The sequence below is a fragment of the Alicyclobacillus sendaiensis NBRC 100866 genome, from assembly GCF_001552675.1.
GTDB lineage: Bacteria > Bacillota > Bacilli > Alicyclobacillales > Alicyclobacillaceae > Alicyclobacillus > Alicyclobacillus sendaiensis.
Genome location: NZ_BCRQ01000037.1, coordinates 13537 through 28306, shown reverse-complemented (window position 1 = coordinate 28306; position 14770 = coordinate 13537). Strand labels below are relative to the sequence as shown.

Here is a 14770-nt window from a genome sequence, read left to right as displayed (position 1 = left end):
GGAGGAATCACTTTGAAGCGCGTCGGATGGTTGCTTGTGTCGTTGGCTGTGAGTATCGGAGGTCTGACAGGATGCGGCACGTACACAGTACACACGACCCACCCAGAAGTTGAAACGCAAGCTTCTGCGCCGCCTGTTTCAGCTTCCGTGTCAACTAGCTCGTCAACGAAGTCATCAATACATCCAGATTCCAAAACTTCGCCTGCGAAAGAAGTCCCAGTCGTGATGAAGAGCTTACCGACAGGAATGGTATCGCATCTTCAGCCCTACGCTCAGCGCATTCAGCATGTCTCCGCATTGCCCGTGCATGTTCCGTCTTCTGTTCAGAACGTGCTGATCCTGAGCGGGGTTACGGCGTATGCCATTCCCCAGTTCCAAAGCATTTGGTCACAGTTGCCGAATAAGCCTGCCGTTGTATGGGTGGGTTTGACCCCATCCCAAACCAAATCCTTATGGAAGCAGGCGGGCTATCACACGGATCCATTGCCGAGTCCCGTGACCCTGTACGAAGACGTGCAGTTGCCTGTCCCGGTCGCCTACCACAAGGTGAAAGGCGGTTGGGAGGAGCTTCCGGGGATCTTGCCGTCAAGTCAAGTTCATGACTGGGTGACATTTTTCAAAGGAGGGACATCATGAAGCGAATTGGGGTGGGCGTCGGGATCGGTGTCGTTGCCCTTTGGGTGACAGGGTGCGGCACCGCCGCCACAGCCCAACTTTCGACTGCCCCAACTGCGCAGCGGGCGATAGGCGTATCGTCTTCCGCGACGCCGTGGCATGGATTGTCGGTTGCCCCCATGCCGCTCATCCGTGCAATCCAAATCGCCACGGTCGAGACGGGAAGCGGGGAGCTCGTTCCGCTGCCTAGGCAAAAGCCTATCGTGGTGTTCGCACCATGGTGTGATCATTGTCATCAACTCATCCGATTGCTGGCGAAGGAAGGCTTGCTCCCGCGCGTCACACTCGTGGCTGCCGGTTTATCCATGTACGGTTCAACTCTCTCGGTGAATAGCGCGGAGAATCTCGTGCGGTCCTCGTTTACACAACTTGGAATATCGATGCCAGCTGACGTCTTATATGCCATGCCGAATAGCGCATTGGACCTTGCCGTAACGCGCTATCCTACGGTACTCATCCCACATGAGCACACGTGGTACTGGCAACCTGGTTACGTGGATAACCCTGCTTTTTGGAAGGTGATCTTGTTGTAAACGAAAAGGGAGAGAAAACATGGAAGCCTTGGTGGTGAAGCTGGGCTTGCGTATCGGGTTGCGCATGGCTCAAAAGCGCTGGCCCTTGCTTCTGGTTTTTGTCTTCTTCCTGTTCGTTGCGCCCTTCTTGGGAGGGTTACTCCTCGTTCTCGCGATCATCGGCGGAGCGAATGCGCTCAACACGGCGGTGCCGGAGAGTTGGAATGGACAAATCCCAAAGGATGTTTCGCCTGCGAACGGGATCCCACAGGCCTTTGTCGCCTACGTGCAACAAGCCAGCGAGACCTATCAAGTGCCGATGCAGTATCTCGCTGCGACCGCGCTCCATGAATCCGCGTGGGAACCGAACGCCTACGCGGATTACGCCGGAAGCCACGCCATGGGTCTCATGCAATTTGAGCCGGAGACGTGGAGTGGCTGGTCGGATCCGTATACACGGGTTGATGAGCCGGATACGGATGCGCTTCGCATCGAGCAATATGGTGGCTATGGCGTTGACGCGGATGGGCTGTGGGCGCCAATAGGGACACCGTCCCGCGTCGCGCTCAATCCGGTTGAACTCGCGCAATTGAACGCTGCATGCGCGGCGAATCAAGATCAAGGCTGCGCACCCTACGCGTCGCCGTGGGATCCGGATGATGCGCTGAGCGCCGGCGCGAAATACCTGCACATGTTGTATCTGATGTACGGCAATTGGCCCAATGCCAGTGCGCATTATTACGGTTCGAGCGATAAAGCGGCCGTGCAAGACTACATCAACGCGCTCATGCGCATGACAGCGGCCTACATCCTGGATACGCCACCTGTGGCCTTGCCAGACGGCGGCTATTGGCCGTTTGGGGATGCGAAGCTCACGTTCACAATTTCTTCGGGCGGGTGGACGATGCAGGCCACATCGAACGACGACAACACGCCGTTGGTCAGTGAATTCTTGCCGTCCCTCCCGATCATCGCGCCGACGTCCGGTACGGTGACTTGGACGACAAGCGGCAGCCAGACGACGATCACGTTACCGCTCCCGAATGGCAGCACCCTTGCCTTACAATTCGCGTCTCGACAGGGGATGAAATGGGCCTTGGCACAGAACCAAACGAAGGGAACCGTCGCAGCGGGCGATATCGTGGGATTCCTCAATGTGACGCAACCCGTTCGGGTTTCGAACACCATCTCCACGTTGTTCCCATCGGGCTTTTCAGGCGGCACCGTTGCGCCGCCGGGGCAACCGGTGCACACGGGAGGATAACACGACATGGTGGAAATCTTTGTTCGTTTCTTGCAGCGGCTCGCGTCGGGAGAAGCGTGGCGCGACGCACATATGCGGTTTTGGCTCGATATGCGAGCCTTTGGCGTTGAAGTTGAGACACCTGAAGGTAAGGTGGAGCAAGGCATTGTCGCGGGATCGCCTCATTGGAAGGCGGCCCTTCGTGTTCGCGAGGTTCCCTGCACGGATGGTCTCTATCGCGTTTACTTTCGAGGTGAGGCCACTCCGGAAGAAGAACAAGCCGTGGAATTCGCGTTGGCGGCAGACACGTTGTTGCACGATCACGAACGATTGAAGATGGAGGCGACCCATGACCCCTTGACGGGTTGCTTGAATCGAAAGGGCCTTCAGGAGTGGTTTGAGCGGCGTCTGCGGCGCTACGACAATCTGGAGTTTGTGTTGGTCCTGATGGACTTTGATCACTTCAAGCGTCTCAACGATACACAAGGTCATGCCAAAGGCGATGAGGCGCTTTGTGCCATTTCGCAAGCCTTGGAAGCCACGAAACGTGCCACGGATGTGTTGGCGCGCCTGGGCGGCGACGAGTTTGTACTCATCTTTGAGGCATGCGCCTGCCACGAGGGGATGATCGAGCGCCTCCAGCAAATCAAGTCACGCTTGCCACTTCAACCGTATGGTCTCGATGTGACGTTTGGGGTTTCATGTTTTCCTAAGCATGGAAAGACCTTGGAACAACTCTTGGCGCAGGCTGACCTGCGCCTTTATCAAGGGAAGCGCAGGGGTGTCGGGCAGATCGTTTGGGGCGAGGAGGCGTGTCATGGTTCAACTGCAGATTAGTGCGGAAGGCGTCATTCTGTACGCGACCGGCGACACCGAGGCGCTTCTTGGATTTCGTCCAGAGGAGTTACAAGGGTTGCCATGCGAGCTCCTCCATCCTCAACTTCTTGAGCTTGGGCTGCATACACACTGGGTGCGGCGTCGAGATGGCGAGGGGACGCTCATTCACGCCTTTGTGGAGGTCGAACCTTCGGGCGAGTATACCCTTCGGATGGCTCATGTGTTTGGGAACGAGAGTGAACGGATGAAACTCGCCTTTCAATACGCATTGTTTCGCGGTCTCGCGTTCGCGGCGGAATACGGCGATCCGGAGCTTCTCGATCACTTGTCCCGCGTGGAACGGTATACCGTGTGGATTGCTCGCGATGCCTTGAATTTGCCTGAACCGGATATCGCCCGGGTGACGCTTGCTGCGTACGTCCACGATGTGGGGAAGTCCGCCATCCCGCGAGAAATCTTGTACAAACCCGCCAAGCTGACCGACGAGGAGTACCGTCTGGTGCAGACCCATACGACGAAGGGGTGGGTCGTCCTTGAAGAAGTGGAGCGGCATGTGCGTCAACAGACACCCTGGCTGTATGACGCGAAAAGTTGGCAGTGGGCCAAACAAGTGGCGCTCCACCACCACGAAAATTGGGATGGAAGTGGTTATCCCACTGGGGTCTCGGGACAGGACATTCCCCTGCCAGCCCGAGTGGTCAAGGTCGTCGATGTGCTTGACGCGCTGATCCAGGCTCGGCCCTACAAAGAAGGCTGGCCACCGGATCGGGTGCGGGATGAATTTGCGCGGAAAAGAGGGATCGAGTTTGACCCCGGTCTTGTGGATTGGCTCATGAGTCAGGATTGGCCGCAACCGAATGGCGAGGCGAGCGCGTGGAGGGGTGAGCCAGGATGGTTGCACTTCTGATTGGATGCTTGGGGTGTCTTTCCGTGCTGGTCGTCGTATGGGGATGGGCGAGCGCGCGTGAAGAGGAAGAACGCCTTCGTGTCCAATCCGTACGGGGCTCGTACAACCGCCAAGCGAAGAAGAAGGGATTTCTCGAATCCCTGCATCAGAACATGGTGTTCTTCGCGCGTGAGATTGGGCACCCCGAGTGGGCGGATATCGCGTATCGCGTGTCGTTTGCCATGCCCCTGCTTGTCGCGGCGATCCTGTTTGTTATCGGTTGGTATTGGGCCATGCCTCTTTCGCTTTGTGCTTTCTTTCTTCCCTACTTCTATCTGAACCGCGTTTACAAGCGTGCGCGGTTGTTGCTCAAACGACAATTGCGGCAAGCCAGGCTCTTGATCGCGCTGCTCACAGAAGCAGGCGCCCCCATCGAACGGAGTATTGCTGCAGCCGAGTCGGTCACGAGCTATCCGCTCAAACCGTATCTGCGCGACGTGTCCATCGCCATTGGCGCATCCGAAGATGCCAAAGACGCGGGGATACGCGTCCAGACCGTGGTTGAAGCCTTCATGGGGATGGCCGAACGCCTGCACCTCCCTGAGGCGACGCAGTTCGCACAACTCTTGACGCAGTCGGCCCGATACAACACGCCGCTTGTGGACATGATGTTTACCTCGCTCGACATCGAGGAACGCATTCGAGACACCGAGGCGGAACTTCGTTACAACAACGCGATCTCAAAGATCAGCTACATCTCGACGCTTGGGCTTGGCATTCCTGTGTTCGGATACCTGTTTCTCGCGGTTTTCAGCTATGCCTTGCAGATCCTCGGCAACGGTTTTGGGATTTCGTTGTGAGTTTGCCATACACCCCACCTAAGGATGAGGAGGTGATCTCATGAGGGGGTTGATCCGAAGCCCAACGAGGCTTTGTCGTTGGCGGCGTGCAGGGACGGGCACCAGCGGGATGCTCGTCAACCTGATCTGGCTTTTGGGCAGCATCTCGCTCTCGACCGCTGGGGGGTTGCTGCTTGGCAGCACGCTTCTTGACGGGGTGTTCCCTGCCGCCCTTCGCGCATTTACTGCGATGTTTGGCGCATAACGCATTTGTCATTTCTCAAGGAGGATGAGGTCATGCATCGTTTGGCGCAACTGCATCATGCGGCTTGGCTCCGGTGGCGCAAGGCGGGGCCGGAGTCAACGAACATCACGAAAATCCTCTTCATGATCTTTGCGTTTGTGATCGCCTTTGCGTTCATCGTGACGATGGTGGTGCTCATCTTTAAGGGCATCAACACGGCCCAGTCGACGGGCGCCAACGCCATGAACTCGATCACGTCAAGCTCCGGTTCCAGCTCGTTAGGCGGGTACTCCGGCTCGTACACGGGCACGGGAAACATCACGCTGCCGAACCTGAGCAGCTCGGGTTCTGGATCCTGATCACTCGAAGAGGCGGGCGAAACTCTCGCTCGCCTCTTGGTCTATTTGGGAGGTGAATCACCGTGGACCTCCACCAAATGAAACGAGGGCGGCGGGCGGGGACGGGGCTCAGTACCTTGTACGCCGGACTCGTCTCGACGGCCGCTGGACTCGTGGTGCTTGGGCTGTTGATCATCTTCACGTCACTCATCCATGTGCGAAGCGTCCTCGTCACGGCGGCAGATAACGGCGCACGCGTGGCGGCGATTACTGGCAACACGCAAGTCGCACAACAGGCTGTGGCGGACACGCTCACCGAAGCGGGGTTGCCCCAGTCGTACGGCGGTCAATCCCTCTGGAGCATGTCGTCGACCTCCGTGACGTCGGGGGCGGCGGTTCCGGAAGTACAAGTGGCGGTGCACTACAACGCACCGATTTTGTTCCCCGACTTGTTCGCAGCACTCGGACATCCCAATAGTCTGCCACTGACCATCCCCATCACGGTGACGGCATCCGATGTGAACGAAACGTACTTCACCTCGAGCTAAGGAGGGGGCTTTGCGTGTCAGAACTGTACAAAGGCTTGGTCTGGGTGACGATCGGGCTTTTGCTCATGGTCATGCTCATGACCTTCGGTGCGGCGGCCGTTGGTTATCGGGAATTGCGCGCAGCGGCGGAAGCGGCAGCCTGGTCGGGGCAGGCCGCGCTTCATCAGAACGTGACCGCGACCACGGGCAACCAGGGCTACTTTTTGACGGCGCTCCAATCGTCTTCGGATCCGGTTCAGGCCGCCAACACCCAGTGGCAGACGAGCGCAAACGAGATGCATTTGTCTGCGATGTTCTCGAATTTGCAAGAATCGGCGTCCGTTACGAACAGCCAAGTGACCGTGACGGCAAGCGGCGCGTTTCACGTGCCGTGGCTCGATACAGCATCTCGCGTGCTGTTTGGCGGGCAATGGGCTGTGACGTTCCAAGTGCCCATGAGGGTCACGGTGGTGGGGGCGAGTTGACACCGATTGTGCGATTTGGAGTCCAAGGCACGGCCATCGCCGTTCTCCTTTGGAACGTGGCGCGCATGATGTGGACACCCATCTTCTGGCCGTTTGCAGCCGTGTTGTTGATGGAAGCCGTGTGGCTTGGGTTCTCATTACGAAAAACACCGCGTCGAGTTGATACCACAGGGTCTAGCGTCCTGGCATCGAGCGGGATTGCGGTGTATCCCGTGCTCATCACTTGGGTCGTTCCAGGGCCGTACATCGAGCCGACGTGGCGGTTCGCAGTTTCGTATGGCGTACAGCTTGTAGCGTTGGCGCTGGAGCTTTGGGCGCTGCTTTCGCTACGGGGCGCCTTGACCCAGCTTCCGGAAGCGCACAGTCTGATTCAGACAGGGCCCTATCGATACGTTCGGCATCCTCTGTACGTCGCCTATATCATCGCGTTTCTTGGATCGTGCATGGGTGTATGGCGAGTATCCCTGTGGATCCTGTTTGTGATCTTTGTGATTTTGGAGTGGATGCGAGCACGAGCGGAAGAACGTGTGTTGTCAAAAACCTTCTCTGCGTACCGGTCGTACCAAACGCAAACCGGGATGTTCATCCCGCGTTGGCGAACCCTTCGGGAGGTGTTGCGCGGTGTTTGACTTGGAGCACGCGCTGCTCGGTGCGGCGACTTTGGGACTCGGGGGTGTCGCAGGCTATGGGGTGTGGCGAGACAAGGACAAGGTGGCTGCAGAACGAAAGCGGTACGAAGGGCAACCCCGAGCGCTGATCGCCCGAAGTCAACATCTCTACACCTTAGCGGATACGAGCCAGTGGATTGCACGGTTTTCTCACTTTCGCCGAACGAAAGCGGAGCGGCGCGACAAAGGTGCCATCTGGTTTCGGTTCCGCATCGAAAAGGGTGAGGACGGGGACGTGTGGTTCTGGCTCATCGTCCCCGAGGATCGCAAAAATGGTGTGGCGGGTACGTTGCCCCCGACGCTGGAGTGGCATGAGGTGCCGCCGGAGCGTAAGCCTCGGATTCGCTTAGACCCCAAGGTGCGGATGTTCGTGACCGCCCGACACCTGCTTCTGCCGTTTGCGCGCGAGGGAAAGCGAGATCCGCTGGTCACACTGCTTCGCGCCATGGGTAACAACATGGCCGTTGAGATTGCGTTTAGTCCTATCGACGAAAGCGAAGCCTTGCGACGGGTGAAGAAAGAGCATCAAAGGGCCGATCCAGAGCTTCGTGGGCGCGGGCAGGGGAATGTATGGGCGGATTTAGCAAGTCAATCCTTGGCGGAACTCGGTGCGGCGTTGACTGGGAAACCCGCGGGCAAAACCACCACAAACCGCCAGTCAGCCAAGCCCGTCGTGCTGCCGCATCAAAAGCGTCAGATCGGCGGGGTGGTCCGGCGCTACGACGAGTTGCGTGAATTGTTCCATGTCACCATCCAGTTCGAGGGGGACGAACCCTACCGGGCGAAGCCCTACTTTCAAGGCATGCTCGGCGCGCTCGTCGACCTGTCGGCCGAGAACCAACTCATGTCGTCCAGGCAAGCCAAGCCGTTCATCATGTCGGCGGAGGAACTGGCGCAAATCGTGCATGTGCCGTCTCCCGACGCATGGACGAAGATGCCCGTCATCCGCGAGCACGCGCAGACGCTCCGCGACGACGAATTCGCAGAAGGCGTGGCGATAGGCTATCTTCGCCATCCCACGCAGGCGTCACGGCTTGTGCGGATCCCGCATGCGCAATTCACTCGCCATTTCTTGATGACGGGTATGACAGGGGCTGGGAAATCAACGACACTCACGTTTTTGGGGCAATCTCTGATAGACGACTGGAAACAACAAACACCTGAAAACCCCAAACCTGGATTCACGCTTATTGACCCCGCGGCGGAAACGACGCTCATCTTTCTGTCACGCCTTCAGGCCGCGCTGCCGAAGGACAGCCCGCTTTGGAAAAAGGTCCATTACATCTCGTTCTCCAATCGCGACTATCCGGTGGCGCTGAATCTGTTGCAAGTCCTGACGACGGAGGCCATTGTGGCGACGTTGAGCAAGGCATACGGCGGTGGCGCGCGCATCGACGAGATCATTGACATGTGTGTGCAGGCGTTCAAGGAAGACGACGAAGTTCAGCACGTCCTCGCGGGCATGATCCCGATGTTGAAAGACGAGAACTGGCGGCTGCAGGTCTTGCGCCGTCTGAAATCGCCTTTGGTGCGCACGTATTGGGAGCAGACGTTCCCAGCGCAAGCCAAAAACCCGGACTACTACGCGCCGGTGGAACGCCGCCTGCGTCCGTTCGTAACAAGCAGCACGGCGCTCTATTTCGGCCAACCGGAGTACGCGCTGCCGATCCGCCAGTGGATGGACGAGGGCCACATCCTTCTGATTGACGTCAAAGCCCTCAGTGCGGAACTGATGAGCCTCATCATGGGCGGGCTCATTGAGCAGTATTACCACGTGGCTTTGACGAGGCCGGAAAGCACGTCGCTCACACACTTCTTGCTGGTCGACGAGTGCCACCGCGTCCAGACCGACATCATGGCAAAGATCATCGCCGAAACGCGCAAGTTCGGCTTGTCACTTGGGATGATCACGCAGTCGGTTGAGCAGTTTAGCGGCGAATTGAAAAAGGCGATCAAGGACGTACTTGGGAATTTCTTCTCGCTTCGCGTAGGAGCAGACAGCGCGCGGATCATGGCGGATTTGACCCAGGGGCATTTCACCCCGGAGTATCTGCGGGCGCTGCCGGACAACGTGGCGGCGGTGTATACGGTAGTGAGCGGTAAGGCGCAGTCCTGCGAAACGCAAGCGCCACCCCCGGATATCTACGAAGGATTTGCGCCCAACGCCCGCGTCGTCAATTTCTTCGACAAGCCCGCGCTCCGCAAGCGGTACGAGGAACTTCGTGCTTTCGGCTACGAATTGCAGAAAGAGTTGGGACGCCCTGCTCATGAAGCGGAAGAGCGGTTGAACTTCTATTTGGAACACGGATACTGGCCTGACGACGAAACGCAAATGTCCAAGTCGAAGCGCAGACAGTCAAGGGGTCTGAGCGCGCAAGATCTATACGGTTGACACGCCGTTCCGAGTGGAGCGGCGTGTTTGTCTTACATTCCACCGAGGAATTAAGGAAGGAATCCGTCATGTCCCAAGAACCACAGATTTGGCGTGCGAAGCCGTACACGCTGCACATCTACATTCGCGATCCAACGCTTGTCGCCTGGCTGGAGAGCTTGCCCAAACGCCAGCGTTCTCGGGCGATTGAGGCGGTGATGCGGCGTGGCTTGGAACATCCCGAAGTTGAACGCCCGAGTGTGGACATCGACGATTGGACCGAACGGGTGGCGGAAGCTGTGGTGAAGGCGTTCCAAGCACGAGGGTGGACGATGGCCGTACAACAGCCACAACCTTCAACCCCGCCGACCATCCCGCGTAATCCGGTGACGGCGTTCTTGCAGAGGTGGGATGTCGATTGATTCTGGAGTGGCGAAACAGCGAGTTTCCGCCGGAACAGAAGCTTTTAGGCGTGGTGTTTGATGCGGGTGTCATCCTGCGTTCGGATATCGTGTTCTTACTGGGTTGGAACGAAGGACTCCTAAGAAAATACGTCCATCGCGTCCGAAATCTTCATCCCGAGCCGCTCCTTCGTGGTGGATGGACGCTCAACCGCTCCTCCTACGCATATGTGCTCACAGAACCGGGCGTGCGATATGTCCATCAGATGCTGGGGATTGACGGGAAACCCGTAACGATGGATGCGCTGTGGAGCCACGCGCTGGGGCTGAACGCCATCTTGATGCGCTATTTGCGAAAGCACGGATTCGATGGTGTGCGATGGTTCAACACCCGTGAAGCCACGGATGAACTTTGGTTCTTGCGGAAACTTGCAACTGGCGCAACGGACACGGATTTGCGTGCCACGGCGATACGGCCGGATGCTGCGCTTCGCACATCCGGAGGGTTTTGGTGGATTGAATTCGACAATGCAACGGAAACGTCAAGGCAATTATGGCGTAAATACCAAATGTATATCACCAATCTCTCCGACCTGGACGAGTCCTTTCGTCATGTCGTATGGGTGACCAAGAACGAAGCACGGCAAAGGAGCATGGAAATGATTTGGTCCCAAATGCCGGAGAACCGTCTCTCTATGCGATTCTGTATCGAGGGTCAGGAAACGTTTGAAGAATGAAATACCGTTGAATCATTGTAAACCAACCATTGATTCGCTGGTAAATGATTGTGATCTATTGGCATGGATACAGCCGGGGTGATGCTTGATTGCGAACTGAATTTGTCTTGCTAGAATTCAACACCACCGTCTTGCTCGGCATTTTGGCGTTCTGCGCCCTCACCGACATCCTTTACCGCCGCGTGAGCGAAACGGGGCTTGGGGTCACGGCCCTTGCAATGCTCGCCGTGGACGGTACCGTCTTCCACGCCCGATGGTGGCTGCTCCTGTCACTCAGCCTTTGCGGCGTGAGTCTCGGTGCGTTGTGGTGGATGGTAGACCGCTCTCATGCCCTTGGGGATGCCGAGATGGTTGGAATGATGGGGATGGGGCTTGGGCCGTTGGCCCTGGTGCCTGTGTTTCTTGCACTCGTAGCGGCTCTGGTATCGCGCCCATTCTGGCCTGTTCTCGCTGGGTCCCGAGTGCAGAGCGAAGAACGACGCTTGGCGCCTCTCGGCGTCTATTTCTTTCTCGGCTTGGCAATGACTGTTCTGCTCTTTCTGGCGATTTTACGGCCATAACAGAAAGGAGGCAAGGCTTATGAAAGGATGGCGTTGGCGCAAAGCGGGACCGGACCACATGGTGCCGCGAATCATCCTCATTCTATCAGGGGTATTGCTTGCAAGCGCGGGTGCCACAGGTCTATGGGTGTTGTACGCCCATGGCGGCAATCGACAGGCGGTTGCGGCAGATAGCATGGCCGAGGAGCTGTGGGGTCAGCACATCCCGGCGTACACCGTGAGTGTGCAAAACGGCAACGGTTCCGTGCAACAGACGGGCATTGTGGGCATGCAAGTGTCGCTGTCTGCCAGTACACAACAGGCGCTGGTTGGGCAAAGTGTGACGTTGACCGCCACGGCGAGCGAGGACGTCAGCGGATATGAATTGGCCATCTACGATGTGACTTCTGGACAATGGGTCGGACAGGCGGTGACGAGCGGTACTCAGGCAACCGCAACCATTTCACAGACAAGTCCGGGCGCTCATCAATATGTCGCCTACATTGGAAGTCACGGCAACTCACCTGTCGGCGCCTCATCACCTGTGCAAGTCACTTGGAATGCGTTTCAAATGGATTTGCAAGCTTCTCCAAATACAAATGTGTTCCCCGGGCAGCCTGTCACGATCAGTGGGCAAGTCATGTCGAACGGATCGGGCGTACCTGGCCTTCTCGTATCCGTATCTGCAAACGGGGGCAGTGTGTCACCATCACAAGTTACAACGGACAATAACGGAAATTTCACGGCAACGTTTACGCCGTCGGCTGCTGGGACTTATACGATCACAGCTACCTGCCTTGGTCAGAGTGCATCCACTTCGGTGCAAGTTCGTCCTGCATTGTCGGTGTCGCTCCAAGCCAGCGCTTCCGATGTAAGCATCGGTCAAGATGTCACGCTGACGGCCACAGTAAACCAGGACGTGGCACCGTATGCACTCGACATCTTAGATGAAACCACGGGTCAGTGGGTGGCTGGACCGGTGACGAATGGAACCACCTTGACGGCAAACGTTTCGCAGTCGACACCGAGCACACACACGTATGTGGCCTTTGTTGGAAACGCCAATAGCACGTCCGGAACGCTTGCTCAGTCAACAGCGATCCATGTAACCTGGTATCCAATGTTAACTGTGGGATGGAACACATCGACGTGGCCGCCGTCCTTGACGATCACCGGATATGGGTTTGGGAATACCTCTCAAGTTACACCGGGGATGTTGATGATCGATGATCCGACGCAAGGATGGCGAGCGGGGCATCCTGGGGATGCGGTTCAGCCGCAAGTCCAATCTTGGACGAACACGGGGATTGTCGTATCAGGGTTTGCGGGCTATGGCCTCTCCGATCAGACCAATTGGACGGATGGGAATGGAAGCTGGGTCTTCCGACCTGGCGATCAACTGACCATCCAAGTGGTGAATCCGCAAACTGGGACCTCTCAAAGCACGAACGTGACGTATCCCACGTCGGCTTCGATGCCAACGGTCACAATCAACCCGATATCGCTTGCGCCGGGTGCACAGACCAACATCACGGGTCATGTGTCTTTCAATGGCCAGCCTTTGGCGAATCAAGTGGTGAATGTCGCTGTGTCCGCAGGAACACTTGGAGGCACAGCGTATGTGAACAACGCAAGCGAGCATTTCGTCACAACGGATGGCAATGGAGACTTCTCCATCCCATACACGGCACCGCAGCAGGCGGGTTCGGTGCAGGTCATCGTGATGGCTGACGGTGTGACGGTGACTCAAACGATCTCTGTAACGGCACCGCAGACCATCACCGTGTACAGCGGGGCTCCGTTGCCTACACCTACGCAAGACTTCTATTTCACAATTCCACCCACAGCAAACAACACGTGGACGCTGTACTTAGACATTTGGAATGCACCATCGTGGACCTATGTGTATCTGCGCAATCTATCGACGGGGCAAATCATTCAAGTTACGCCGACGATGGCTACGAATGATAACAGTTGTCCGAATTTCTGTTACGGGAATGCGTCTGGTGGATTTGGAAATACGACGCCCTACACCTATATGATTCCTGTGCCACTCACACCGGGTACGTGGGATCTCTACGATTCAGGGAGCAATGGATACATTTCATTGATTCAATTCGCACAAAACTAAGAGACGATCTGGTCCGATTCCCATATGCTTTGCCGCCCACGGGCGGCTTTTTTTGTGTTGCCTTACAGGTCTCGAACGAATGAAAGATCTTCTTGAAAAGGAGCGAGAGCTCGTGAACAAGGGTGAACTGGTGGCGGAAGTACAGGCAAGGGTGGGCTTACCCAAGTCTCAGGTGTTACAAGTGCTCAATACGTTCTGCGAGGTGACAACGGAACGATTGCAAGCGGGTGAAGAAGTGTCCTTACCGCCGCTTGGGAAATTCCAGTACGTGATGCGCTCCGCGCGTCGGCAACGGAATCCTCAGACCGGCGAGATGATCGACGTTCCCGAAAAGGCCACGGTGCGCTTTCGGCCATCCGGGGCTTTGAAGGGGCGTGTGAACTGATGCGCGGGTATTTGTCGCTTGGAGACCACCACGCGGAAGCATGGATTCGCGCCATGCTCCCGCAGGTGGAATGGGTGGAAGCACCACAGGGGGCGGAATGGGCATTGGTCACGCAGATTGCTGCCGCGAAAGCTGCGCTGCAAGCGCAGGTGCCCGTGAAATTGGTTGCGGGCACGCAGCGAATCGTAAAGAAGGCTCGGCAACTGGGTATCCCCGAGGAACGCATTCTCGCCGTGCCGATGCAGGATCGGCTCACCGCCTCGCAAGTTCTGGCGTTTCTACTGCGCGATTTCGAATCTCCCCCTGTGCGATGCAAGCCAGTGCCATTTCGGCTGCAAATCGTGTCAAGCCGCCAAGCGGGCGGGACGTTTATGGCTTGGAACCTGTTTCACGTCCTTGTGTCTCGCGGTGTGAAGGCGAAGCTCCTCAGCGCTTCCAGTGCAAGTCCACTCGCAACCTGGGTGTCACCACCTTATCGCGACATCGTCTTTGGCACGACGGAGACAGAAGGCGGCGAGGTCTGGGTCATCGATACATCGGACACGAACGTCGTCGTAGACGCGGATGCCGTGATTCTGGTGCAGGACTGCGATCCCGCCAAGGCGCTCCCCATCATGCGCGACGACAACTATTGGCTCGTCATCAACCGTGTGCCGATGGGCTTGGAGGTCGAATCGGCAGCCCATCTCATCGTCCCTGATTTTGGCGCGGCAGCTTATGAAGCCATGACGACAGGGGTGCCGGTGGCAGCTCAACACGCTTCCTTCGCATCGGCGCTCTGGGAACTATGGCTCGCCATGGACGAGGATGTACACGACATTCGGCTTGAGGTCGATCTTCAAGTGGCAAATCAAGAAGGGTCGCAGGAGGCGTTTCCCGATGAACAGAGAGCCTCTCGCGAGCACGAAGCCGAGGTGGTCGGCTTCGTGCTGGATGAATGAAGGGAGGTGGA

At 57.3% G+C, this 14770-nt stretch carries 18 protein-coding genes; all 18 read left to right on the top strand.

The window, feature by feature from the left end; genetic code table 11:
• Nucleotides 1-636: hypothetical protein (locus tag AS26_RS08700; RefSeq protein WP_306303050.1), on the top strand; the 636-nt coding region annotated here is incomplete at its 5' end.
• A complete protein-coding gene (locus AS26_RS08695; protein WP_062308533.1) occupies nucleotides 633-1208 on the top strand; it encodes a TlpA family protein disulfide reductase in 576 nt (191 codons plus the stop codon). The genes AS26_RS08700 and AS26_RS08695, both read left to right, overlap by 4 nt.
• Before the next feature lie 19 nt (nucleotides 1209-1227).
• Nucleotides 1228-2451 carry a transglycosylase SLT domain-containing protein gene (locus AS26_RS08690; RefSeq protein WP_062308531.1) on the top strand — a complete coding sequence of 408 codons (1224 nt, stop codon included), beginning with the start codon at nucleotides 1228-1230 and terminating at the stop codon, nucleotides 2449-2451.
• Nucleotides 2452-2457: 6 nt separating this feature from the next.
• Complete coding sequence (locus AS26_RS08685) at nucleotides 2458-3267, top strand: GGDEF domain-containing protein (RefSeq protein ID WP_062308529.1); 810 nt, start codon at nucleotides 2458-2460, stop codon at nucleotides 3265-3267.
• The gene (locus tag AS26_RS08680) at nucleotides 3248-4174 is read left to right on the top strand and encodes an HD-GYP domain-containing protein (protein WP_062308527.1); all 927 of its coding nucleotides are present in this window, start codon (nucleotides 3248-3250) and stop codon (nucleotides 4172-4174) included. The genes AS26_RS08685 and AS26_RS08680 overlap by 20 nt, the downstream gene beginning before the upstream one ends.
• 23 nt (nucleotides 4175-4197) lie before the next feature.
• The gene (locus AS26_RS08675; RefSeq protein ID WP_245629687.1) at nucleotides 4198-5013 is read left to right on the top strand and encodes a type II secretion system F family protein; all 816 of its coding nucleotides are present in this window, start codon (nucleotides 4198-4200) and stop codon (nucleotides 5011-5013) included.
• Between the two features lie 40 nt (nucleotides 5014-5053).
• Nucleotides 5054-5257 carry a hypothetical protein gene (locus AS26_RS08670; protein ID WP_062308524.1) on the top strand — a complete coding sequence of 68 codons (204 nt, stop codon included), beginning with the start codon at nucleotides 5054-5056 and terminating at the stop codon, nucleotides 5255-5257.
• A 32-nt stretch (nucleotides 5258-5289) separates the two neighbouring features.
• Nucleotides 5290-5595, top strand: a complete 306-nt coding sequence (locus AS26_RS08665; protein ID WP_062308521.1) for a hypothetical protein — start codon at nucleotides 5290-5292, stop codon at nucleotides 5593-5595.
• A gap of 62 nt (nucleotides 5596-5657) precedes the next feature.
• The gene (locus AS26_RS08660) at nucleotides 5658-6122 is read left to right on the top strand and encodes a hypothetical protein (RefSeq protein ID WP_245629686.1); all 465 of its coding nucleotides are present in this window, start codon (nucleotides 5658-5660) and stop codon (nucleotides 6120-6122) included.
• Nucleotides 6123-6136: 14 nt separating this feature from the next.
• Complete coding sequence (locus AS26_RS08655; RefSeq protein ID WP_062308519.1) at nucleotides 6137-6586, top strand: hypothetical protein; 450 nt, start codon at nucleotides 6137-6139, stop codon at nucleotides 6584-6586.
• Nucleotides 6583-7215 (top strand): methyltransferase family protein, encoded by a 633-nt coding sequence (locus tag AS26_RS08650; protein WP_062308517.1) that lies wholly within the window; start codon nucleotides 6583-6585, stop codon nucleotides 7213-7215. Before AS26_RS08655 ends, AS26_RS08650 begins: the two co-directional genes overlap by 4 nt.
• Nucleotides 7208-9646 carry an ATP-binding protein gene (locus tag AS26_RS08645; protein WP_062308514.1) on the top strand — a complete coding sequence of 813 codons (2439 nt, stop codon included), beginning with the start codon at nucleotides 7208-7210 and terminating at the stop codon, nucleotides 9644-9646. The genes AS26_RS08650 and AS26_RS08645 overlap by 8 nt, the downstream gene beginning before the upstream one ends.
• Nucleotides 9647-9714: 68 nt before the next feature.
• The gene (locus tag AS26_RS08640) at nucleotides 9715-10047 is read left to right on the top strand and encodes a hypothetical protein (RefSeq protein ID WP_062308511.1); all 333 of its coding nucleotides are present in this window, start codon (nucleotides 9715-9717) and stop codon (nucleotides 10045-10047) included.
• Entirely contained in the window at nucleotides 10044-10763 is a 720-nt protein-coding gene (locus AS26_RS08635) for a replication-relaxation family protein (protein WP_062308508.1), read from the top strand. The genes AS26_RS08640 and AS26_RS08635 overlap by 4 nt, the downstream gene beginning before the upstream one ends.
• 89 nt (nucleotides 10764-10852) lie before the next feature.
• Nucleotides 10853-11323: a hypothetical protein gene (locus tag AS26_RS08630; RefSeq protein ID WP_062308507.1), complete on the top strand. Its 471-nt coding sequence runs from the start codon at nucleotides 10853-10855 to the stop codon at nucleotides 11321-11323.
• A gap of 19 nt (nucleotides 11324-11342) precedes the next feature.
• On the top strand, nucleotides 11343-13433 hold the full coding sequence (locus tag AS26_RS13840; RefSeq protein WP_083516033.1) for a carboxypeptidase regulatory-like domain-containing protein: 2091 nt from the start codon (nucleotides 11343-11345) through the stop codon (nucleotides 13431-13433).
• Between the two features lie 112 nt (nucleotides 13434-13545).
• Nucleotides 13546-13818 (top strand): HU family DNA-binding protein, encoded by a 273-nt coding sequence (locus AS26_RS08625; protein ID WP_012810561.1) that lies wholly within the window; start codon nucleotides 13546-13548, stop codon nucleotides 13816-13818.
• Entirely contained in the window at nucleotides 13818-14759 is a 942-nt protein-coding gene (locus tag AS26_RS08620; protein ID WP_062308504.1) for a hypothetical protein, read from the top strand. The genes AS26_RS08625 and AS26_RS08620 overlap by 1 nt, the downstream gene beginning before the upstream one ends.
• The last annotated feature ends 11 nt before the right edge of the window (nucleotides 14760-14770 follow it).

Bases quoted from the DNA above. Each gene is read 5' to 3' on its own strand.
- AS26_RS08695 (WP_062308533.1), top strand. From the start codon at position 633: ATGAAGCGAATTGGGGTGGGCGTCGGGATCGGTGTCGTTGCCCTTTGG.
- AS26_RS08690 (WP_062308531.1), top strand. From the start codon at position 1,228: ATGGAAGCCTTGGTGGTGAAGCTGGGCTTGCGTATCGGGTTGCGCATG.
- AS26_RS08685 (WP_062308529.1), top strand. From the start codon at position 2,458: ATGGTGGAAATCTTTGTTCGTTTCTTGCAGCGGCTCGCGTCGGGAGAA.
- AS26_RS08680 (WP_062308527.1), top strand. From the start codon at position 3,248: ATGGTTCAACTGCAGATTAGTGCGGAAGGCGTCATTCTGTACGCGACC.
- AS26_RS08670 (WP_062308524.1), top strand. From the start codon at position 5,054: ATGAGGGGGTTGATCCGAAGCCCAACGAGGCTTTGTCGTTGGCGGCGT.
- AS26_RS08665 (WP_062308521.1), top strand. From the start codon at position 5,290: ATGCATCGTTTGGCGCAACTGCATCATGCGGCTTGGCTCCGGTGGCGC.
- AS26_RS08640 (WP_062308511.1), top strand. From the start codon at position 9,715: ATGTCCCAAGAACCACAGATTTGGCGTGCGAAGCCGTACACGCTGCAC.
- AS26_RS13840 (WP_083516033.1), top strand. From the start codon at position 11,343: ATGAAAGGATGGCGTTGGCGCAAAGCGGGACCGGACCACATGGTGCCG.
- AS26_RS08620 (WP_062308504.1), top strand. From the start codon at position 13,818: ATGCGCGGGTATTTGTCGCTTGGAGACCACCACGCGGAAGCATGGATT.